This window comes from Klebsiella sp. 7-CIP_Kleb. (assembly GCF_050378655.1).
Taxonomy (GTDB): Bacteria; Pseudomonadota; Gammaproteobacteria; order Enterobacterales; family Enterobacteriaceae; genus Klebsiella; species Klebsiella quasipneumoniae.
Genome location: NZ_JBNRLJ010000002.1, coordinates 732,087 through 746,820 on the forward strand (window position 1 = coordinate 732,087; position 14,734 = coordinate 746,820).

The following is a 14,734-nucleotide window of genomic DNA, read 5'->3' on the forward strand; positions in this document are numbered from 1 at the left end:
TGCTCACCACTCTCGCAACGAGGTCATCATGCAGATCGATTTAACAGGTAAGAAGGCGCTGGTTACCGGCGCCAGCCGTGGATTGGGGCGCGCTATCGCGCTGTCGCTGGCGCGCGCAGGCGCCGATGTGGTTATAACGTATGAAAAATCGGCCGATAAAGCCCAGGCGGTCGCCGAGGAAATAAAGGCGCTGGGTAGGCACGGTGAAGCGGTGCAGGCCGACAGCGCCAGCGCGCAGGCGATACAGGATGCTGTGACCCATGCGGCGCGGTCCCTCGGCGGGCTGGATATTCTGGTCAACAACGCCGGGATCGCGCGCGGCGGCCCGCTGGAGTCCATGACGCTGGCGGACATTGACGCGCTTATTAACGTCAATATTCGTGGGGTGGTTATCGCTATCCAGGAGGCGCTGGTGCATATGTCCGACGGCGGCCGCATCATCAACATCGGCAGCTGTCTGGCTAACCGCGTGGCGCAGCCGGGCATCGCGGTTTACTCAATGACCAAGTCCGCTCTCAACTCCCTGACCCGCGGCCTGGCGCGCGATTTAGGCCCCCGCGGTATCACCGTTAACCTCGTCCATCCCGGTCCGACCAACAGCGATATGAACCCGGAAGACGGCGAGCAGGCCGATGCTCAGCGTCAACTTATTGCGTTAGGCCACTACGGCCAGCCGGAAGACATCGCCGCGGCGGTCACCTTCCTCGCCAGCCCGGCCGCCGGGCAGATCTCCGGCACCGGTCTCGATGTGGACGGTGGTTTGAACGCCTGATCGCACATTTCCTGCAAGCCTCTGTCGTCCGGCAGAGGCCTTCCCGAGCACCCTCGACGGTTCCCGTTTTGCCGCTTTCTCCCGGTTTTTCTCCGCTCTACAGTAACCCATTAGAAATTCGGAATTTATCTAATAGTCTTATTATTTCCTTATATTCTGTGTGGGCGTACAGTGGAGGTACGGATGAAGATTGTCTGGTCAAAAATAGCAGAGAAGCAATTTTCTAAAATCGATACGCGATATCATAACCGCATTAAATTCAGGCTGGAGAAGATGGATGATAAAACATCACCTGTCGCGGATATCAAGAAATTATCTTCTCCCGAAAACCACTACAGGTTGCGATTAGGTGATTACAGGGTCATTTACACCTTCGGAGACCCGCCGGGTGATACCTGTTACGTAGTGGCGGTAAAACGCCGGACAACCACCACCTACCTTCATGAGGAGCATACGGAATATGACTATTCAGTTCATCAAGGATGAAGAAGGAAAAAAACAGTATGTTGTCATTCCCTACGGTGAATATTTTCGCATGCGTTTAGCCATGCTTGAGTATGATGACGATGATGAAAACGACTGGGAAGACATCCCTTACGAATCAGATATCTACGATAACGTAGGTTTACCGGGTGAAGTGTGCGACATCATGCATAGCGAGAACGTCAGCCTGCAGGCCGCGTGGCGTATCCTGCGTGGGTTATCCCAGCAGGAGGTGGCCGACAAACTGGGCATCAGCCAGTCCGCCGTGTCACAGCTGGAAGCGCTGGACTCCCGGCCGCAGAAGCGCACCCGCGAAAAGCTGGCGGCGCTCTACGGCTGTAAGCAGGAGCAGATCAGCCTCTATCTGCCGAAAGAGGGTTAACAGCACTTTGCCCCGCCCTTGCCGCCGTAGCGAGCGTCCTGGCGTTCGCGGAAAAATTCTTCCCAGGTCATTGGCGTCTGATCCGGATGGTTGACGCGCATGTGCTCGACGTAGTTGTCGTAATCCGGCACGCCGATCATCATTTTGGCGGCCTGGCCCAGGTACTTACCTGCTTTGGAAAGGGTGTCAAACATAAGTCATTTCTCTTTTGTTTCCCTCACCCCGAGCCTCTGCCAAAGGGAGAGGGAGGATCAGAAAGACAGGCCGGGTAAGGCGAAGCCGCCACCCGGCACACAGGTTAATGCGCCCCTTTCGCCTGGGTCACCATCGCGTCCAGGTTTTCAGGCATTGGCTCATAGGGTGTCTCTTTCGCCGTCGGTTTATTCTCCTTCAGCGCCGCCAGCGCGGTTTTAATCGAGAACAGCGCCAGCACCACCACCACGATCATAAAGAAGATGGTCAGCCCGGCATCGAGACGGTTGTTAAACACCAGCTGCGACAGCTGCGACTCGGTGTACTGCGCCGGAATTTTGCCGCTGTCGATCATCGCCTGGAACTTGTTGGCAATCGCCAGGAAGCCCACTTTATTGTCCGGGCTGAAGGCTTTCTGCCAGCCGGCGGTGAGGGTACAGATCAGCAGCCAGGCCGTCGGCACCAGCGCCACCCACGCATAGCGCTGACGTTTCATCTTGAACAGCACCACTGCGCAGAGCATCAGCGCCATCCCCGCCAGCATCTGGTTGGCGATACCGAACAGCGGCCACAGGGTGTTAATACCGCCCAGCGGATCGACCACCCCCTGATGCAGGAAGTAGCCCCACGCCAGCACGCACAGCGCCGTCGCCAGCAGATTAGCCGGTAACGAATCAGTACGCTTCAGGTTCGGGGAGATCACACCCAGCAGATCCTGCAGCATAAAGCGCGCCGCACGGGTGCCGGCATCCACCGCCGTCAGGATAAACAGCGCTTCAAACAGAATGGCAAAGTGGTACCAGAACGAGACGTCCATCAGCCCGCCCAGCGCGCCGTGGAGAATGTAGGCCATGCCCACCGCCAGCGTAGGCGCCCCGCCGGCGCGGGAGATGATGGACTGCTCGCCCACCTCATTAGCGATATGCGTCAACGTTTCCGGGGTAATCGCAAAGCCCCAACCGCTCACCACCTGCGCCGCCGACGCCACCACATCGGTGGTTCCCGCCGGCGCCAGCACCGCCATCGGGCTGTTCATCGCGAAGTAGACGCCCGGGTCAATGATACAGGCGGCGACCAGCGCCATAATCGCCACGAAGGATTCCATCAGCATGCCGCCGTAGCCGATAAAGCAGGCCTGATTTTCATTCGCCAGCATCTTCGGCGTGGTACCGGAGGCAATCAGGGCGTGGAAGCCCGACACCGCGCCGCAAGCGATAGTGATAAACAGGAACGGGAACAGGTTGCCAGTCCATACCGGGCCAGTACCGTCAATAAATTTGGTCAGCGCCGGCATGGTCAGGGTCGGACGCATAATCAGAATGCCGATCGCCAGACCGACGATAGTGCCGATTTTGAGGAAGGTGGAGAGGTAGTCGCGCGGGGCCAGCAGCAGCCAGACCGGCAGCACCGCGGCGACAAAGCCATAGCCCACCAGCATCCAGGTGAGCTGGACGCCGGTAAAGTCAAAGAACGGCGCCCAGGTCGGGCTTTCCGCTACCCAGCCGCCGGAGATAATGGCGAACACCAGGAATATCAGGCCAATCACCGACACTTCGCCAATGCGCCCCGGGCGCAGATAGCGAATATAGATCCCCATAAACAGCGCCAGCGGAATGGTAAAGGCCACGGTATAGGTTCCCCACGGGCTGTGGGTCAGCGCTTTCACCACAATCATCGCCAGCACCGCGAGGATGATCACCATGATCATAAAGGTCGCCACCAGGGCAATCACCCCGGCGGTCGCCCCCATCTCCTCTTTCACCAGTTCGCCCAGCGAACGGCCGTCGCGACGGGTGGAAACGAACAGCACCATAAAGTCCTGCACCGCCCCGGCCAGCACCACGCCGGCGAGGATCCAGATCATCCCCGGCAGATAGCCCATCTGCGCGGCAAGCACGGGGCCCACCAGCGGCCCCGCGCCGGCGATGGCGGCAAAATGGTGTCCGAACAGCACTTTTTTGTCAGTCGGGACATAGTCGAGGCCATCGTTATGCCGCACCGCGGGCGTCATGCGCGTCGAATCGACGCCGAGCACGGTTTTGGCGATATACAGGCCGTAAAAACGATACGCGATCAGATAAACGCAGACTGCCGCGACGACAATCCACAGCGCGTTGATCTGCTCACCCCGGTTTAAAGCAATGTAGCCGAGGGCAAAGGCTCCGATCACGGAGAGCAGTGCCCAGATAAGGTATTTCCCTGAATTATTCATTGTTGTGGTCCACCGGTAGGGTAATCAGGATGTTACATTTTGTTTCTAGATCACAACGCAGAATTTAACAACATCGAAACAGCGCAGATGCCGTCCACCCACAGAGATTTGTCTCACATTGCTAGCGAGATCACTTAAGGCAGGAAAATGAATGAAAGGATTATGCGGGTTGCCAGTCGATGACCGAATCGGTCCAGTTACGCCGTGATTTTGCCGGGTGGCGCTGCGCTGACCCGGCCTACAACGGCATCGATGCTGACTGAAACTGCCGGTGTTGGCGGTCTCAACATCGCTGAGACATTCCCGGAAGGCCGGGGCAGACCGTAGGCCCGCGCAAGCGCAGCGCCGCCGGGCGTCAAAACCGTAGCCCGGCTAAGCGTAGCGCGAGCCGGGGAAACAGCGGCTCCTTAGCCCAGCACCGCGGTGCCCAGACGACAGGTGCAGCAGCGCCGCCCCTTCTCGTCATACACCACAATCTCCCAGCTCTGGCTCTGCCGGCCAAGATGCAGCGGGCGGCACTCGCCGCGCACTTTCCCGCTGGAGACCGCCCGGTGATGGGTGGCGTTCAGCTCGGTGCCCACCACGCACTGCCCCTCTTCGGTCATCAGCCAGCCGGCCATCGACCCCAGCGTCTCCGCCAGCGCCGCTGAGGCCCCGCCGTGCAGCAGGCCAAACGGCTGATGGGTGCGGGCATCCACCGGCATTTCCGCCTCCAGCAGCCCAGCTTCCAGCCGGGTGTAGACGATCCCCAGATGCGCCACCAGGGTGTTTTCGCTACTGGCGTTCAGCGCCGCCAGCGTGAGCGCTCGTTTCCAGGTCATTTACGCCCCCAGCGTCGAGCCGCCGTCTACCACGATATCCTGCAGGGTGATATGGCTGGCGTGAGAAGAGGCGAGGAACAAAATGGTATTGGCGATCTCCTGTGGGCGGGCAATCTTGCCCAGCGGGATGCCGAGCTTAAACTGCTCGCCGAAACCGCGGATCCGCTGCTGCTCCGCATCGTCGCTGACCCACAGCGTGCGCTGCATATCGGTATCGGTAGAGCCCGGCGACACCAGATTACAGCGCACCCCGCTGCCCGCCAGCTCAAGGCCGACGGTTAGCGCCAGGCTTTTCAGCGCCGCTTTCGAGGCGCCATAGGCGCTCATGCCGATACGCGGCGTATGCGCGGCATCGGAAGCGACGGTGACGATGGCCCCGCCCCGCTGGCGACGGAACTGGGCCATCGTCTGCTGAAACAGATTAAACGCCCCGCCGACGTTGACCGCGAAGGTCTGCCGCCACTCTTCCGCGCTCAGCTGGTCGGTGGCGCCCATGCGCAGGATCCCGGCGGCGTTCACCAGCACGTCTAATCGCTCGGTGTTCGCCAACAGGCGGCTGCACACTTCGCGTACCCGGTCGGCATCGGCGACGTCCAGCGTTTCGGTGGCAAACGGGTAGCGTTCGCCGTCAAAGGCGAGGTCGAAACCGGTGACGTTGGCCCCGGCCTCCACAAAAGCCAGTGCGGTGGCATAGCCAATGCCTTTACCGGCACCAGTCACCCACACGGTCTGGCCGCGAAAATCCAGCGCCGCCATTATTGCACCTCGCGGGAAAGCAGCGCCCACCAGGCGTCGATGGTCGGGTTTTTCGCCAGCATCACGAAGTCGATATCGCCGTGCACTTTGCGCCAGCGGGCGGCGAGGGCCATCATCCGCACCGAATCCAGACCGTAGTCGATCAGGTTTTCATCATCCAGCGGTTCGTCGGATTCGTCGAGCAGCGGCAGGATCAGCGCGCGCAGCGCCGCTTTGCTGGCCGGCAGCGGCAACAGCTCTTCGGTCATCACCACGCGGCCGGAACGGCCGGCGACGTATTTCAGCGCCATCAGGTGCTCTTCGCGGCTGAAGTCCGCCAGCGCGTCGGCGACAAAGAACGGTTTGATATCGCGCATAAAGGCGTCGGTGGCGGTGGTCATGCAGCCGATATGGGCGTAAACGCCGGTGATGATCAGCTGGTCGCGGCCGCTCTCTTTCAGCATCTCTTCAAGCGGCGAGCGATGAAACGCGCTGTAGCGCCATTTCACCAGCACGGTGTCGTCTTCGTCCGGCGCCAGGGCGGCAATCACCTGCTGCTGCTCCGGCGAACGGGTCAGCCCCGGCCCCCACATATCATTCAGCAGGGCGCGGTCTTCATCGCTCTGCTCTTTCGGCTGGGCGGTGTAGTACACCGGAATGCCGTTCTGTTTGCAGAAGTCGCGCAGGGCGGCGATATTGGCCACCACTGTCTCCATCATCGCGCTGTTTTCGCCCCAGAAATTGAGAAAGTATTCCTGCATATCATGGATCAGCAGCGCGGCGCGGGAAGGTTCAAAGGCCCAGCTGACTTTGTTCGCCGGAATATCGCTGGCTTCCGGCAGCGCGTAAGCCTGTAATTTAGGGATTGCCATTTTCTGTTCTCCTTCAGCCCAGCTTGCCTTCGGCCAGCCACTGACGTAATTGTTTCTTATCGACTTTGCCCACCGGCGTCAGCGGCAGAGCGGCTACGCACTCCACGCGGTCCGGCAGTTTAAATTCAGCCACCCCCTGCTCGCGCAGGAAGCGGCGCACCGCGACGGCGCGCAGCGGCGAGGTCGCCACGAGGTAAGCGCAGCTCTTCTCGCCCAGCAGATTGTCTTCAATGCTGACCAGCGCGGCGTGGATCACCGCCTCATGGCGCAGCAGCAGGTTTTCGATCTCTTCGGCGGCGATCTTCTCGCCGCCGCGGTTGATCTGATCTTTTTCCCGGCCCTGAACGGTGATATACCCGTCTTCATCGATCGAAATCAGATCGCCGGAGCAGTAGAAACCCTCGGCGTCGAAGGCCTCCGCGTTATGCTGCGGGCTGTTGTAGTAGCCGCGGAAGGTGTAGGGCCCGCGGGTCATCAGGCGGCCCACTTCGCCGCGTGGCAGCGGGTTGCCCTCGGCATCTGCCACCCACACTTCATCGTCCGGGCACATCGGGCAGCCCTGGGTATGGATGATCCGCTCAGGACTGTCGTTAAGGCGGGTGTAATTCACCAGCCCCTCCGCCATGCCGAACACCTGCTGCAGCTGGCAGCCGATTTCCGCCGGAATGCGCGCGGCGAGGGTCGCCGACAGGCGCGCGCCGCCGACCTGCAATAGCTGCAGCGATTGCAGTTGCGCGTTGCTGCCCCATTCGTGAATGGCCTGCAGCCACAGGCTGACCGCCGGCGGCACCAGCGAGGCAACGTTGATCTGATGTTTTTCAATCAGCGGGAAACAGAGGGTGGCGCTCGGGTCGGCGGCGAGGATCACCCGCCCGCCGGCGAGGAAAACGCCGAGCGAACCCGGGGAACTCATCGCATAGTTATGCGCCGCCGGCAGCGCGTTGAGGTAGCGTGTCTCAGCGTTAATCCCGCAGATCTCGTTGCTGCGGCGGATACTGTAGTCGTAATCGTTATGGGTGCGCGGGATCAGCTTCGGCGTCCCGGTGCTGCCACCGGAGAGCTGGAAAAAGGCCACTTCGTCGGCAGGGGTTGGGTTGGCGATAAAGTTATCCGCCGGGCGGTTAATCTCCGTCGCCAGATCGCGCTCGCCGCCGTCGTTACGCAGCAGCGCCACGCGCAGGGAAGCATGTTCAGCAATAAACGCATGGAGGAAGCTATCGTCGGCAAACAGCGCGTGCTCGCGGTCGGCGATCAGCAGCGCCGGCTTAATCTGCGCGGCGTAGGCGTTAAGCTCGCTGCGCTGGTGGCTGAACAACGCGTTCACCGGCGCGACGCCGATGCGCAGCAGCGCGAAGAAGGTGATGTAAAACTCGGCGACGTTGCCCAGTTGCACCAGCGCGGTTTCTCCGCGCTTCAGTCCCTGACGCTGCAGAGAGCAGGCAAGGTTGTCCACCCGCTGGTTAAACTGGCGGTAGCTAATGTGTCGATCGCCATCGATAATCGCCACGGCGTCGTTTTCTGCGTGACGGGTGATCAGATTGGTTAACGGCAGATCCTGCCAGTAGCCTTTTTGACGATAGCGGGCCGCGAACTCATCCGGCCAACGGGTAAATGCAATCATCCTTGCCTCTTAATTCAAGCCAAATACGTTAAGCATGGTGGTCAGTTTGACGCCGGTTTCGCGCCATTCGCCCAGCGGCGAGGAGGCCGGAACAATGCCCGCGCCGGCAAACAGGCGCAGCGTACGCTGCTGCAGACGCGCGCAGCGGATGGTCACCACCCATTCGCCGTTGCCTTCATCGTCACACCAGCCGACGATGCCGCCGAACAGCTGACGGTCGAAGGGTTCCAGTTCGGCAATCAGGCGCTTCGCCGCCTGGTGCGGGAAGCCGCTCAGCGCCGGAGTCGGGTGCAGCAGGCAGGCCAGCGACATGGCGTTTTCTTCCGCCAGCGCCGTGCCTTCGATCGGCGTCGCCAGATGCCAGAGCGTCGGGGTGGTGATCAGCTGCGGCGATGACGGCAGCGACAGCTGGCTGCTGCGCGGGCCCAGCACGCTCTTCATCGCCTGGGTCACCAGATCGTGCTCATGGCGATCTTTGCCGGACGCCAGCAGCCTGTTGCCCGCTTCGCGGTCCAGCACATCGTCAGGCTGGCGGCGGGCGGAGCCGGCCAGCGGCAGTGAGCTGAAGTGCGCCCCTTCTTTACGCAGCAGTAGCTCCGGGCTGGCGCCCAGCAGCACGCCGCCGTCGGCGAGCGGCACATGGAAGTTAAAGCTGGCGGGGTTCTGAGCGATCAGGCGCTCCATCAGGGCGCCGCTATCGACAGGATCGCGGGTGGTGATATCGATTAGTCGTGATAGCACCACTTTGTCGACTTCCGGGGTGGCGGTCAGCGCGGCGGCGCGTTCCACCATGGCTAGAAACGCGTCCTGCTCCGGGATCTCCCGGCGCTCCACCACCGCCATCACCTCCAGCGGCGCGGCATAGCGGGCGGAACGCTGTTTTTCCGGTCGCGAGAACGCTTCCCAGCGCTCGGGGATATAAAGCTCGGAAGGCTGACAGGTGTCGAACGGGATGGCCCCGACCATCACCGGCTTGCGGATCCCCGCCGCCCGGGCCTCGGCAAAGGCGGCGGCCATCTGCTGCTGGAACTCGCCGTTCAGCGCATCGCCGCCGACGGCGGGCGCTGAGAGGCGGCGGAAGCAGCCTGAGGTGCTAAAACTGCGGTACGGCGACATAAAGAAGAAGCTGTCCGGCGACAAGGTCCGGGTAGGTTTCTGTACATCCTCAGCCAGTGACGTTTCCATATCATCCTCCAAAAACGATAAATATATTACGAATAATTATCATTTGTATTTTGGTTGGCTAACCTAAAAGGTATTGCCCGCCATGTCAACCGCGTTACGTCATCGCGCCGCCACTTTGGCTTGCATCCTGTCAACGCAAAGTTGAAAATGAGACGCATTTATTACCCTTCAAATCAGGATGCGATGACGTGAACTTCTCTTCTTTTTGCCGCCGCGGTGCGCTGACCGGCATGCTGTTGTTTTTAGGAATTACCTCAGCCCAGGCGGCGGACTGGCCGCGCCAGGTCACCGACAGCTACGGGACACACACCCTGCCGAGCCAGCCGTTGCGCATTGTCTCCACCAGCGTGACCCTCACCGGCTCGCTGCTGGCGATCGACGCGCCGGTGGTCGCCAGCGGCGCCACCACCCCGAACAACCGCGTGGCCGATAGCCAGGGCTTTCTGCGCCAGTGGAGCGAGGTCGCCAAAGCCCGCAAGCTGGCGCGGTTGTATATCGGCGAACCGAGCGCGGAAGCGGTGGCCGCCCAGATGCCGGATCTGATCCTGGTGAGCGCCACCGGCGGCGACTCCGCCCTGCCGCTGTACGATCAGCTCAAAACGATCGCCCCGACGCTGGTCATCAACTATGACGATAAAAGCTGGCAAACGCTGCTCACCCAGCTGGGGCAGATCACCGGCCATGAGCAGCAGGCCAGCGCGCGCATCGCCGACTTCAATAAACAGCTCGTTTCGTTAAAAGAAAAAATGAAGCTACCGCCGCAGCCGGTCACCGCCCTCGTCTATACCGCGGCCGCGCACAGCGCCAATATCTGGACGCCGGAATCGGCCCAGGGGCAGATGCTCCAGCAGTTGGGCTTTAGTCTGGCGACGCTGCCAGGCGGCCTGCCCGCCAGCCACAGCCAGGGCAAACGCCACGATATCGTGCAGCTGGGCGGGGAGAACCTGGCGGCCGGGCTGAACGGCCAGAGCCTGTTCCTGTTCGCTGGCGACCAGAAAGATGTCGATGCCATCTACGCCAACCCGCTGCTGGCGCATCTCCCGGCGGTCGAAGGGAAACGCGTCTACCCGCTGGGCACCGAGACCTTCCGTCTTGACTACTACAGCGCCCTGCTGGTGCTCCAGCGTCTCTCCAGCCTGTTCGGCTAGCGCGGGCTGCGCCATCAGGACGGGAACCCAGCCTGAACGCTTTGCCGGGCGGCGCTGCGCTTGCCCGGCCTACAATGCCCGCCCCCCCAGGCCCGGTAAGGCGCAGCCGCCACCGGGCAATCGCCCCCTACTTAACTTTCGTTGACGATTTCCGGGCGCTGGAAGCGGCGCAGCTCGCGTAGCAGTCCCACCAGCAGCACGCCGACGAGGGCCAGCGCCCAGCCGCTGGCGCTGGCAGAAGCGACCGGCGTCATCACCGCCCCTAACCCGCCGAGCAGCGCCGCGCCGATGGCGTCGCCGGTGACGTTCTGGGCGGTCCACAGACCGTTAATCCGCCCGAGCATATGTTCCGGCGTCTGGGTCTGGATCAGGGTGTACTGCAGCAGCGAGCTAATAGCGCTCAGCCAGCCAAACAGCGCCAGGCACAGCGCACCCAACGCCCAGTGCGGCATCAGGCTGAACAGCGCAATGGCGACAAAGGAGCACACCGTCGTCGCCAGCATCAGCGCGCCCGGCCGCACGGTCTGGGCCAGCTGCCCGCTGGTCAACGCCCCCAGCGCCGCGCCGAGCGGAATCGCGGCGTACAGCAGGCCAATCTGTCCGGCCGACATCTGCCAGCTCCCGGCCAGCGCCGGATAGAGCACCCGCACCGCGCTGGCCATGGTCAGCAGGCCGCCGAGCAGCGCAATCCCGCCGATAAGCGGGCTCTGACAGAGGAAGGTCAGCCCCGCCAGCAGGGCACTCAGCGGATGCTCACGCGGCTGCGGAGGCGGCGGCAGCTGCGGCAGACGCAGCAGGGTTAAGGTGGTGATAAACGTCCCCGCCGCCGCCAGGCCGAAGTTCCACGCCACGCCGCCGGAGGCCAGCAGCAGGCCGCCGATCATGGGCGAAATCACCGAGCCCAGGCGCACCGTCAGCATAGTGATGGCCCCGGCCTGCATCAGATTTTCCCGCCCCACCAGCGCCGGGGTCGCCGCCAGCAGCGCGGTCACACCTAAAGAAGCGAAGAAACCGTCCCAGATCCCCAGCAGATAAATCGCCGCCAGCGACGGCTCCGGCAGCAGGGCGTTCAGACACAGGCCGACAAAGCCCACGCCGCAGGTGCCGCGCGCCAGCAGGATCAGGCGTTTGCGCTCATAGCGGTCAGCCAGTACGCCCCCCACCATCAGGCCAATAAACATCGACGCGCCGGTCAAGGTCACCGACAACCCGACCTGCCAGGTCGAATGGGTCATCATCTGGATCTGCACCGGAATGGCCACGCCCAGCAGACCAAGCGACAGAATAGAGATAAAGCGAGCGATAAAAACGGCGCGAAACGCCGGGTGAGTTTTCAGCAGGCTGAGGTTAAGCAGCCAGGATTGTCGGTTCATTACAGCGCCTTGTCGTTATTTTTAATACCCTTTTTCCTGTGGGTCATGCTACCATAGCTGAATAAAATCGATAACGATAATTACTATCATTATCATATCAGGGATGTCAGTTATGTCGTTTTCTACGACCGCGGTACGCTCTGTCGCCGTGCCCGGATTGTTGCTACTACTCGCCTTAGCCGCCGCGCTTAGCCTGACCATCGGCGCCAAATCGTTGCCGATCGGCACGGTATTCACCGCCTTTAGCGGAACCTGTCAAAGCGCCGACTGCACCATCGTGCTGGATGCGCGCCTGCCGCGCACCCTGGCCGGTCTGCTGGCGGGCATTGCCCTCGGTCTCGCCGGCGCGCTGATGCAGACGCTCACCCGTAACCCGCTGGCCGACCCCGGCCTGCTGGGGGTCAACTCCGGCGCCAGCTTCGCCATCGTCCTCGGCGCGGCGCTGTTCGGGATCACCTCTCCACAGGAGCAGCTGCTGCTGGCGTTTTGCGGCGCGCTCTGTGCCTCGCTGCTGGTGGCCTTCACCGGCAGCCAGGGCGGCGGCCAGCTGAGCCCGGTGCGCCTCACCCTTGCCGGGGTCGCCCTTGCGGCGGTGCTGGAAGGGCTGTCCAACGGCATCGCCCTGCTCAACCCCGACGTCTACGATCAGCTGCGCTTCTGGCAGGCCGGTTCGCTGGATATCCGCACCCTGCAGACGCTGAAAATTGTCCTGCTGCCGGTGGTGGTGGCGGGGATCGCCGCCCTGCTGCTGAGCCGGGCGCTTAACAGCCTGAGCCTCGGCAACGATACCGCCACCGCCCTCGGCAGCCGCGTCGCCCGCACCCAGTTGATCGGCCTGATCGTTATCACCGTCCTGTGCGGCAGCGCCACCGCCGTCGTCGGCCCTATCGCCTTTATCGGTCTGATGATGCCGCATATGGCGCGCTGGCTGGTGGGGGCCGATCATCGCTGGTCGCTGCCGGTCACCCTGCTCGCCACCCCGGCGCTGCTGCTGTTTGCCGACGTGATTGGCCGCCTGCTGGTGCCCGGCGAACTGCGGGTATCGGTGGTGAGCGCCTTTCTCGGCGCGCCGGTGCTGATCTGGCTGGTGCGCCGCCAGCCGCGGGGAGGTGGCCTGTGATTGCCCCGTCCCGCCGCCTGATAGCCAGCTGTCTGCTGCTGATGGCCGCCAGCCTGCTGATTTCCCTGCTCGGGCTGGCGCAAGGCCCGGTGCCGCTAACGATTGGCCAGGTGTTCTCGGCGCTGTTCGGCGACGCGCCGCGCAACGTCACGATGGTGGTAAACGAATGGCGGCTGCCGCGGGTGTTAATGGCGCTGCTCATCGGCGCCGCGCTCGGCGTCAGCGGCGCCATTTTCCAGTCGCTGACCCGTAACCCGCTCGGCAGCCCGGACGTGATGGGCTTTAACACCGGCGCCTGGAGCGGCGTGCTGGTGGCGATGGTGCTCTTCGGCCAGAACCTGACGGCGATCGCCCTGGCGGCGATGGCCGGCGGGGTGCTGACCTCGCTGGTGGTCTGGCTGCTGGCCTGGCGCAACGGGATCGAGACCTTCCGCCTGATCATTATCGGCATCGGCGTGCGCGCCATGCTGGTGGCATTCAACACCTGGCTGCTGCTGCGCGCCTCGCTGGAGACCGCCCTTTCTGCGGGCCTGTGGAACGCCGGATCGCTTAACGGCCTGACGTGGGGTAAAACCTGGCCGTCAGCGCCGCTGATCCTGTTGATGCTGGTGGGCAGCGCCCTGCTGGTTCGCCGGATGCGGCTGCTGGAGATGGGCGACGATACCGCCTGCGCGCTGGGGGTGCAGGTCGAACGCTCGCGCCTGCTGCTGATGCTGGTGGCAGTGGTGCTCACCGCCGCCTCGACGGCGCTGGCCGGGCCAATCTCATTTATCGCGCTGGTGGCGCCGCATATCGCCCGCCGCCTGAGCGGCACGGCCCGCTGGGGATTAACCCAGTCTGCCCTGTGCGGCGCGCTGCTGCTGGCGCTGGCCGATTACGGCGCCCAGCGGCTGTTTATGCCCTGGCAACTGCCGGTGGGCGTGCTAACCGTCAGCCTCGGCGGTATTTACCTTATTGCTTTGTTGATTCAGGAGTCCCGCAAAAAATGAGTGCTGTCCCCTCCCGTTTGCGCGGCGAGCAGTTAACCCTGGCCTACGGGAACAAGACCATCGCCGAGTCGCTGAACGTGACCATCCCTGACGGCCACTTCACCGCCATTATCGGCCCCAACGGCTGCGGCAAATCGACGCTGCTGCGCACCCTCAGCCGCCTGATGGCGCCGGCCAGCGGCCATGTCTGGCTCGACGGCGCGCAGATCCAGCAATATGCCACGAAAGAGGTTGCCCGCCGCATCGGACTGCTGGCGCAGAATGCCACCACTCCTGGCGATATCACGGTGCAGGAGCTGGTGGCCCGCGGGCGCTACCCGCACCAGCCGCTGTTCACCCGTTGGCGCAAAGAAGATGAAGCGGCGGTAAACAACGCGATGCGGGCGACCGGAATCAGCGACCTGGCGCTGCAGAGCGTCGATACGCTCTCCGGCGGCCAGCGCCAGCGGGCGTGGATTGCGATGGTGCTGGCCCAGGAGACAGAGATTATGCTGCTGGATGAGCCGACCACCTGGCTGGACATCAGCCATCAGATCGACCTGCTGGAGCTGTTGAGCGAGCTGAATCGCGAGAAGGGCTATACCCTGGCGGCGGTGCTGCACGATCTTAACCAGGCCTGCCGCTACGCTACCCACCTGATCGCCCTGCGCGACGGCAAGATCGTCGCCGAGGGGGCGCCGAAGGAAATCGTCACGGCGGAACTGATTGAACGGATTTACGGCCTGCGCTGCACGATCATTGAGGATCCGGTGGCGCATACGCCGCTGGTGGTGCCGCTGGGCCGCCGGTAATTCTCCCTTTCCCCGGCTTGCGCTACCCTGAGTCGGGC

At 62.7% G+C, this 14,734-nt stretch carries 15 protein-coding genes; 7 read left to right on the plus strand and 8 right to left on the minus strand.

Features of this window, described 5'->3' with window-relative positions:
- The first annotated feature begins 28 nt into the window (after window positions 1–28).
- The 3 genes from ACQUTI_RS11155 to ACQUTI_RS11165 all read left to right on the plus strand — a co-directional run bounded on the left by ACQUTI_RS11155 (window position 29) and on the right by ACQUTI_RS11165 (window position 1,637).
- Window positions 29–772 (plus strand): SDR family NAD(P)-dependent oxidoreductase, encoded by a 744-nt coding sequence (locus ACQUTI_RS11155; RefSeq protein WP_004885764.1) that lies wholly within the window; start codon window positions 29–31, stop codon window positions 770–772.
- A 183-nt stretch (window positions 773–955) separates the two neighbouring features.
- Window positions 956–1,258, plus strand: coding sequence for a type II toxin-antitoxin system RelE family toxin (locus tag ACQUTI_RS11160; protein WP_428923264.1), 303 nt, complete (start codon window positions 956–958; stop codon window positions 1,256–1,258).
- Window positions 1,233–1,637, plus strand: a complete 405-nt coding sequence (locus tag ACQUTI_RS11165) for a helix-turn-helix domain-containing protein (RefSeq protein ID WP_004885761.1) — start codon at window positions 1,233–1,235, stop codon at window positions 1,635–1,637. The genes ACQUTI_RS11160 and ACQUTI_RS11165 overlap by 26 nt, the downstream gene beginning before the upstream one ends.
- On the opposite strand, the gene ACQUTI_RS11170 is transcribed toward ACQUTI_RS11165, so the two are convergent.
- The 7 genes from ACQUTI_RS11170 to entC all read right to left on the minus strand — a co-directional run bounded on the left by ACQUTI_RS11170 (window position 1,634) and on the right by entC (window position 9,275).
- Entirely contained in the window at window positions 1,634–1,831 is a 198-nt protein-coding gene (locus tag ACQUTI_RS11170) for a YbdD/YjiX family protein (protein ID WP_004885759.1), read from the minus strand. The genes ACQUTI_RS11165 and ACQUTI_RS11170 overlap by 4 nt on opposite strands.
- A gap of 104 nt (window positions 1,832–1,935) precedes the next feature.
- The gene (gene cstA, locus ACQUTI_RS11175) at window positions 1,936–4,041 is read right to left on the minus strand and encodes a pyruvate/proton symporter CstA (protein WP_004885757.1); all 2,106 of its coding nucleotides are present in this window, start codon (window positions 4,039–4,041) and stop codon (window positions 1,936–1,938) included.
- Window positions 4,042–4,448: 407 nt separating this feature from the next.
- A complete protein-coding gene (entH, locus tag ACQUTI_RS11180) occupies window positions 4,449–4,862 on the minus strand; it encodes a proofreading thioesterase EntH (RefSeq protein WP_017899059.1) in 414 nt (137 codons plus the stop codon).
- Entirely contained in the window at window positions 4,863–5,609 is a 747-nt protein-coding gene (gene entA / locus ACQUTI_RS11185) for a 2,3-dihydro-2,3-dihydroxybenzoate dehydrogenase EntA (protein ID WP_094311510.1), read from the minus strand. It abuts the gene before it with no gap.
- 8 nt (window positions 5,610–5,617) lie between these two features.
- Window positions 5,618–6,469, minus strand: coding sequence for an enterobactin biosynthesis bifunctional isochorismatase/aryl carrier protein EntB (gene entB / locus ACQUTI_RS11190; RefSeq protein WP_017899057.1), 852 nt, complete (start codon window positions 6,467–6,469; stop codon window positions 5,618–5,620).
- A 13-nt stretch (window positions 6,470–6,482) separates the two neighbouring features.
- On the minus strand, window positions 6,483–8,090 hold the full coding sequence (gene entE / locus ACQUTI_RS11195) for a (2,3-dihydroxybenzoyl)adenylate synthase EntE (RefSeq protein ID WP_182947998.1): 1,608 nt from the start codon (window positions 8,088–8,090) through the stop codon (window positions 6,483–6,485).
- A gap of 9 nt (window positions 8,091–8,099) precedes the next feature.
- Window positions 8,100–9,275 (minus strand): isochorismate synthase EntC, encoded by a 1,176-nt coding sequence (gene entC / locus ACQUTI_RS11200; RefSeq protein ID WP_310903780.1) that lies wholly within the window; start codon window positions 9,273–9,275, stop codon window positions 8,100–8,102.
- Window positions 9,276–9,463: 188 nt separating this feature from the next.
- On the opposite strand from entC, the gene fepB reads away from it, so the two are divergent.
- The gene (gene fepB, locus ACQUTI_RS11205; protein ID WP_004885740.1) at window positions 9,464–10,423 is read left to right on the plus strand and encodes a Fe2+-enterobactin ABC transporter substrate-binding protein; all 960 of its coding nucleotides are present in this window, start codon (window positions 9,464–9,466) and stop codon (window positions 10,421–10,423) included.
- A gap of 131 nt (window positions 10,424–10,554) precedes the next feature.
- On the opposite strand, the gene entS is transcribed toward fepB, so the two are convergent.
- Window positions 10,555–11,796: an enterobactin transporter EntS gene (gene entS, locus ACQUTI_RS11210; RefSeq protein WP_243813529.1), complete on the minus strand. Its 1,242-nt coding sequence runs from the start codon at window positions 11,794–11,796 to the stop codon at window positions 10,555–10,557.
- Between the two features lie 112 nt (window positions 11,797–11,908).
- On the opposite strand from entS, the gene fepD reads away from it, so the two are divergent.
- Genes fepD through fepC form a run of 3 tightly spaced genes read left to right on the plus strand, consistent with a single transcriptional unit; the run spans window position 11,909 to window position 14,696 of the window.
- Window positions 11,909–12,916, plus strand: a complete 1,008-nt coding sequence (gene fepD / locus ACQUTI_RS11215) for a Fe(3+)-siderophore ABC transporter permease (protein ID WP_004885733.1) — start codon at window positions 11,909–11,911, stop codon at window positions 12,914–12,916.
- On the plus strand, window positions 12,913–13,905 hold the full coding sequence (gene fepG / locus ACQUTI_RS11220) for an iron-enterobactin ABC transporter permease (RefSeq protein WP_428923265.1): 993 nt from the start codon (window positions 12,913–12,915) through the stop codon (window positions 13,903–13,905). Before fepD ends, fepG begins: the two co-directional genes overlap by 4 nt.
- Window positions 13,902–14,696, plus strand: a complete 795-nt coding sequence (fepC, locus tag ACQUTI_RS11225; protein ID WP_065878914.1) for an iron-enterobactin ABC transporter ATP-binding protein — start codon at window positions 13,902–13,904, stop codon at window positions 14,694–14,696. Before fepG ends, fepC begins: the two co-directional genes overlap by 4 nt.
- The last annotated feature ends 38 nt before the right edge of the window (window positions 14,697–14,734 follow it).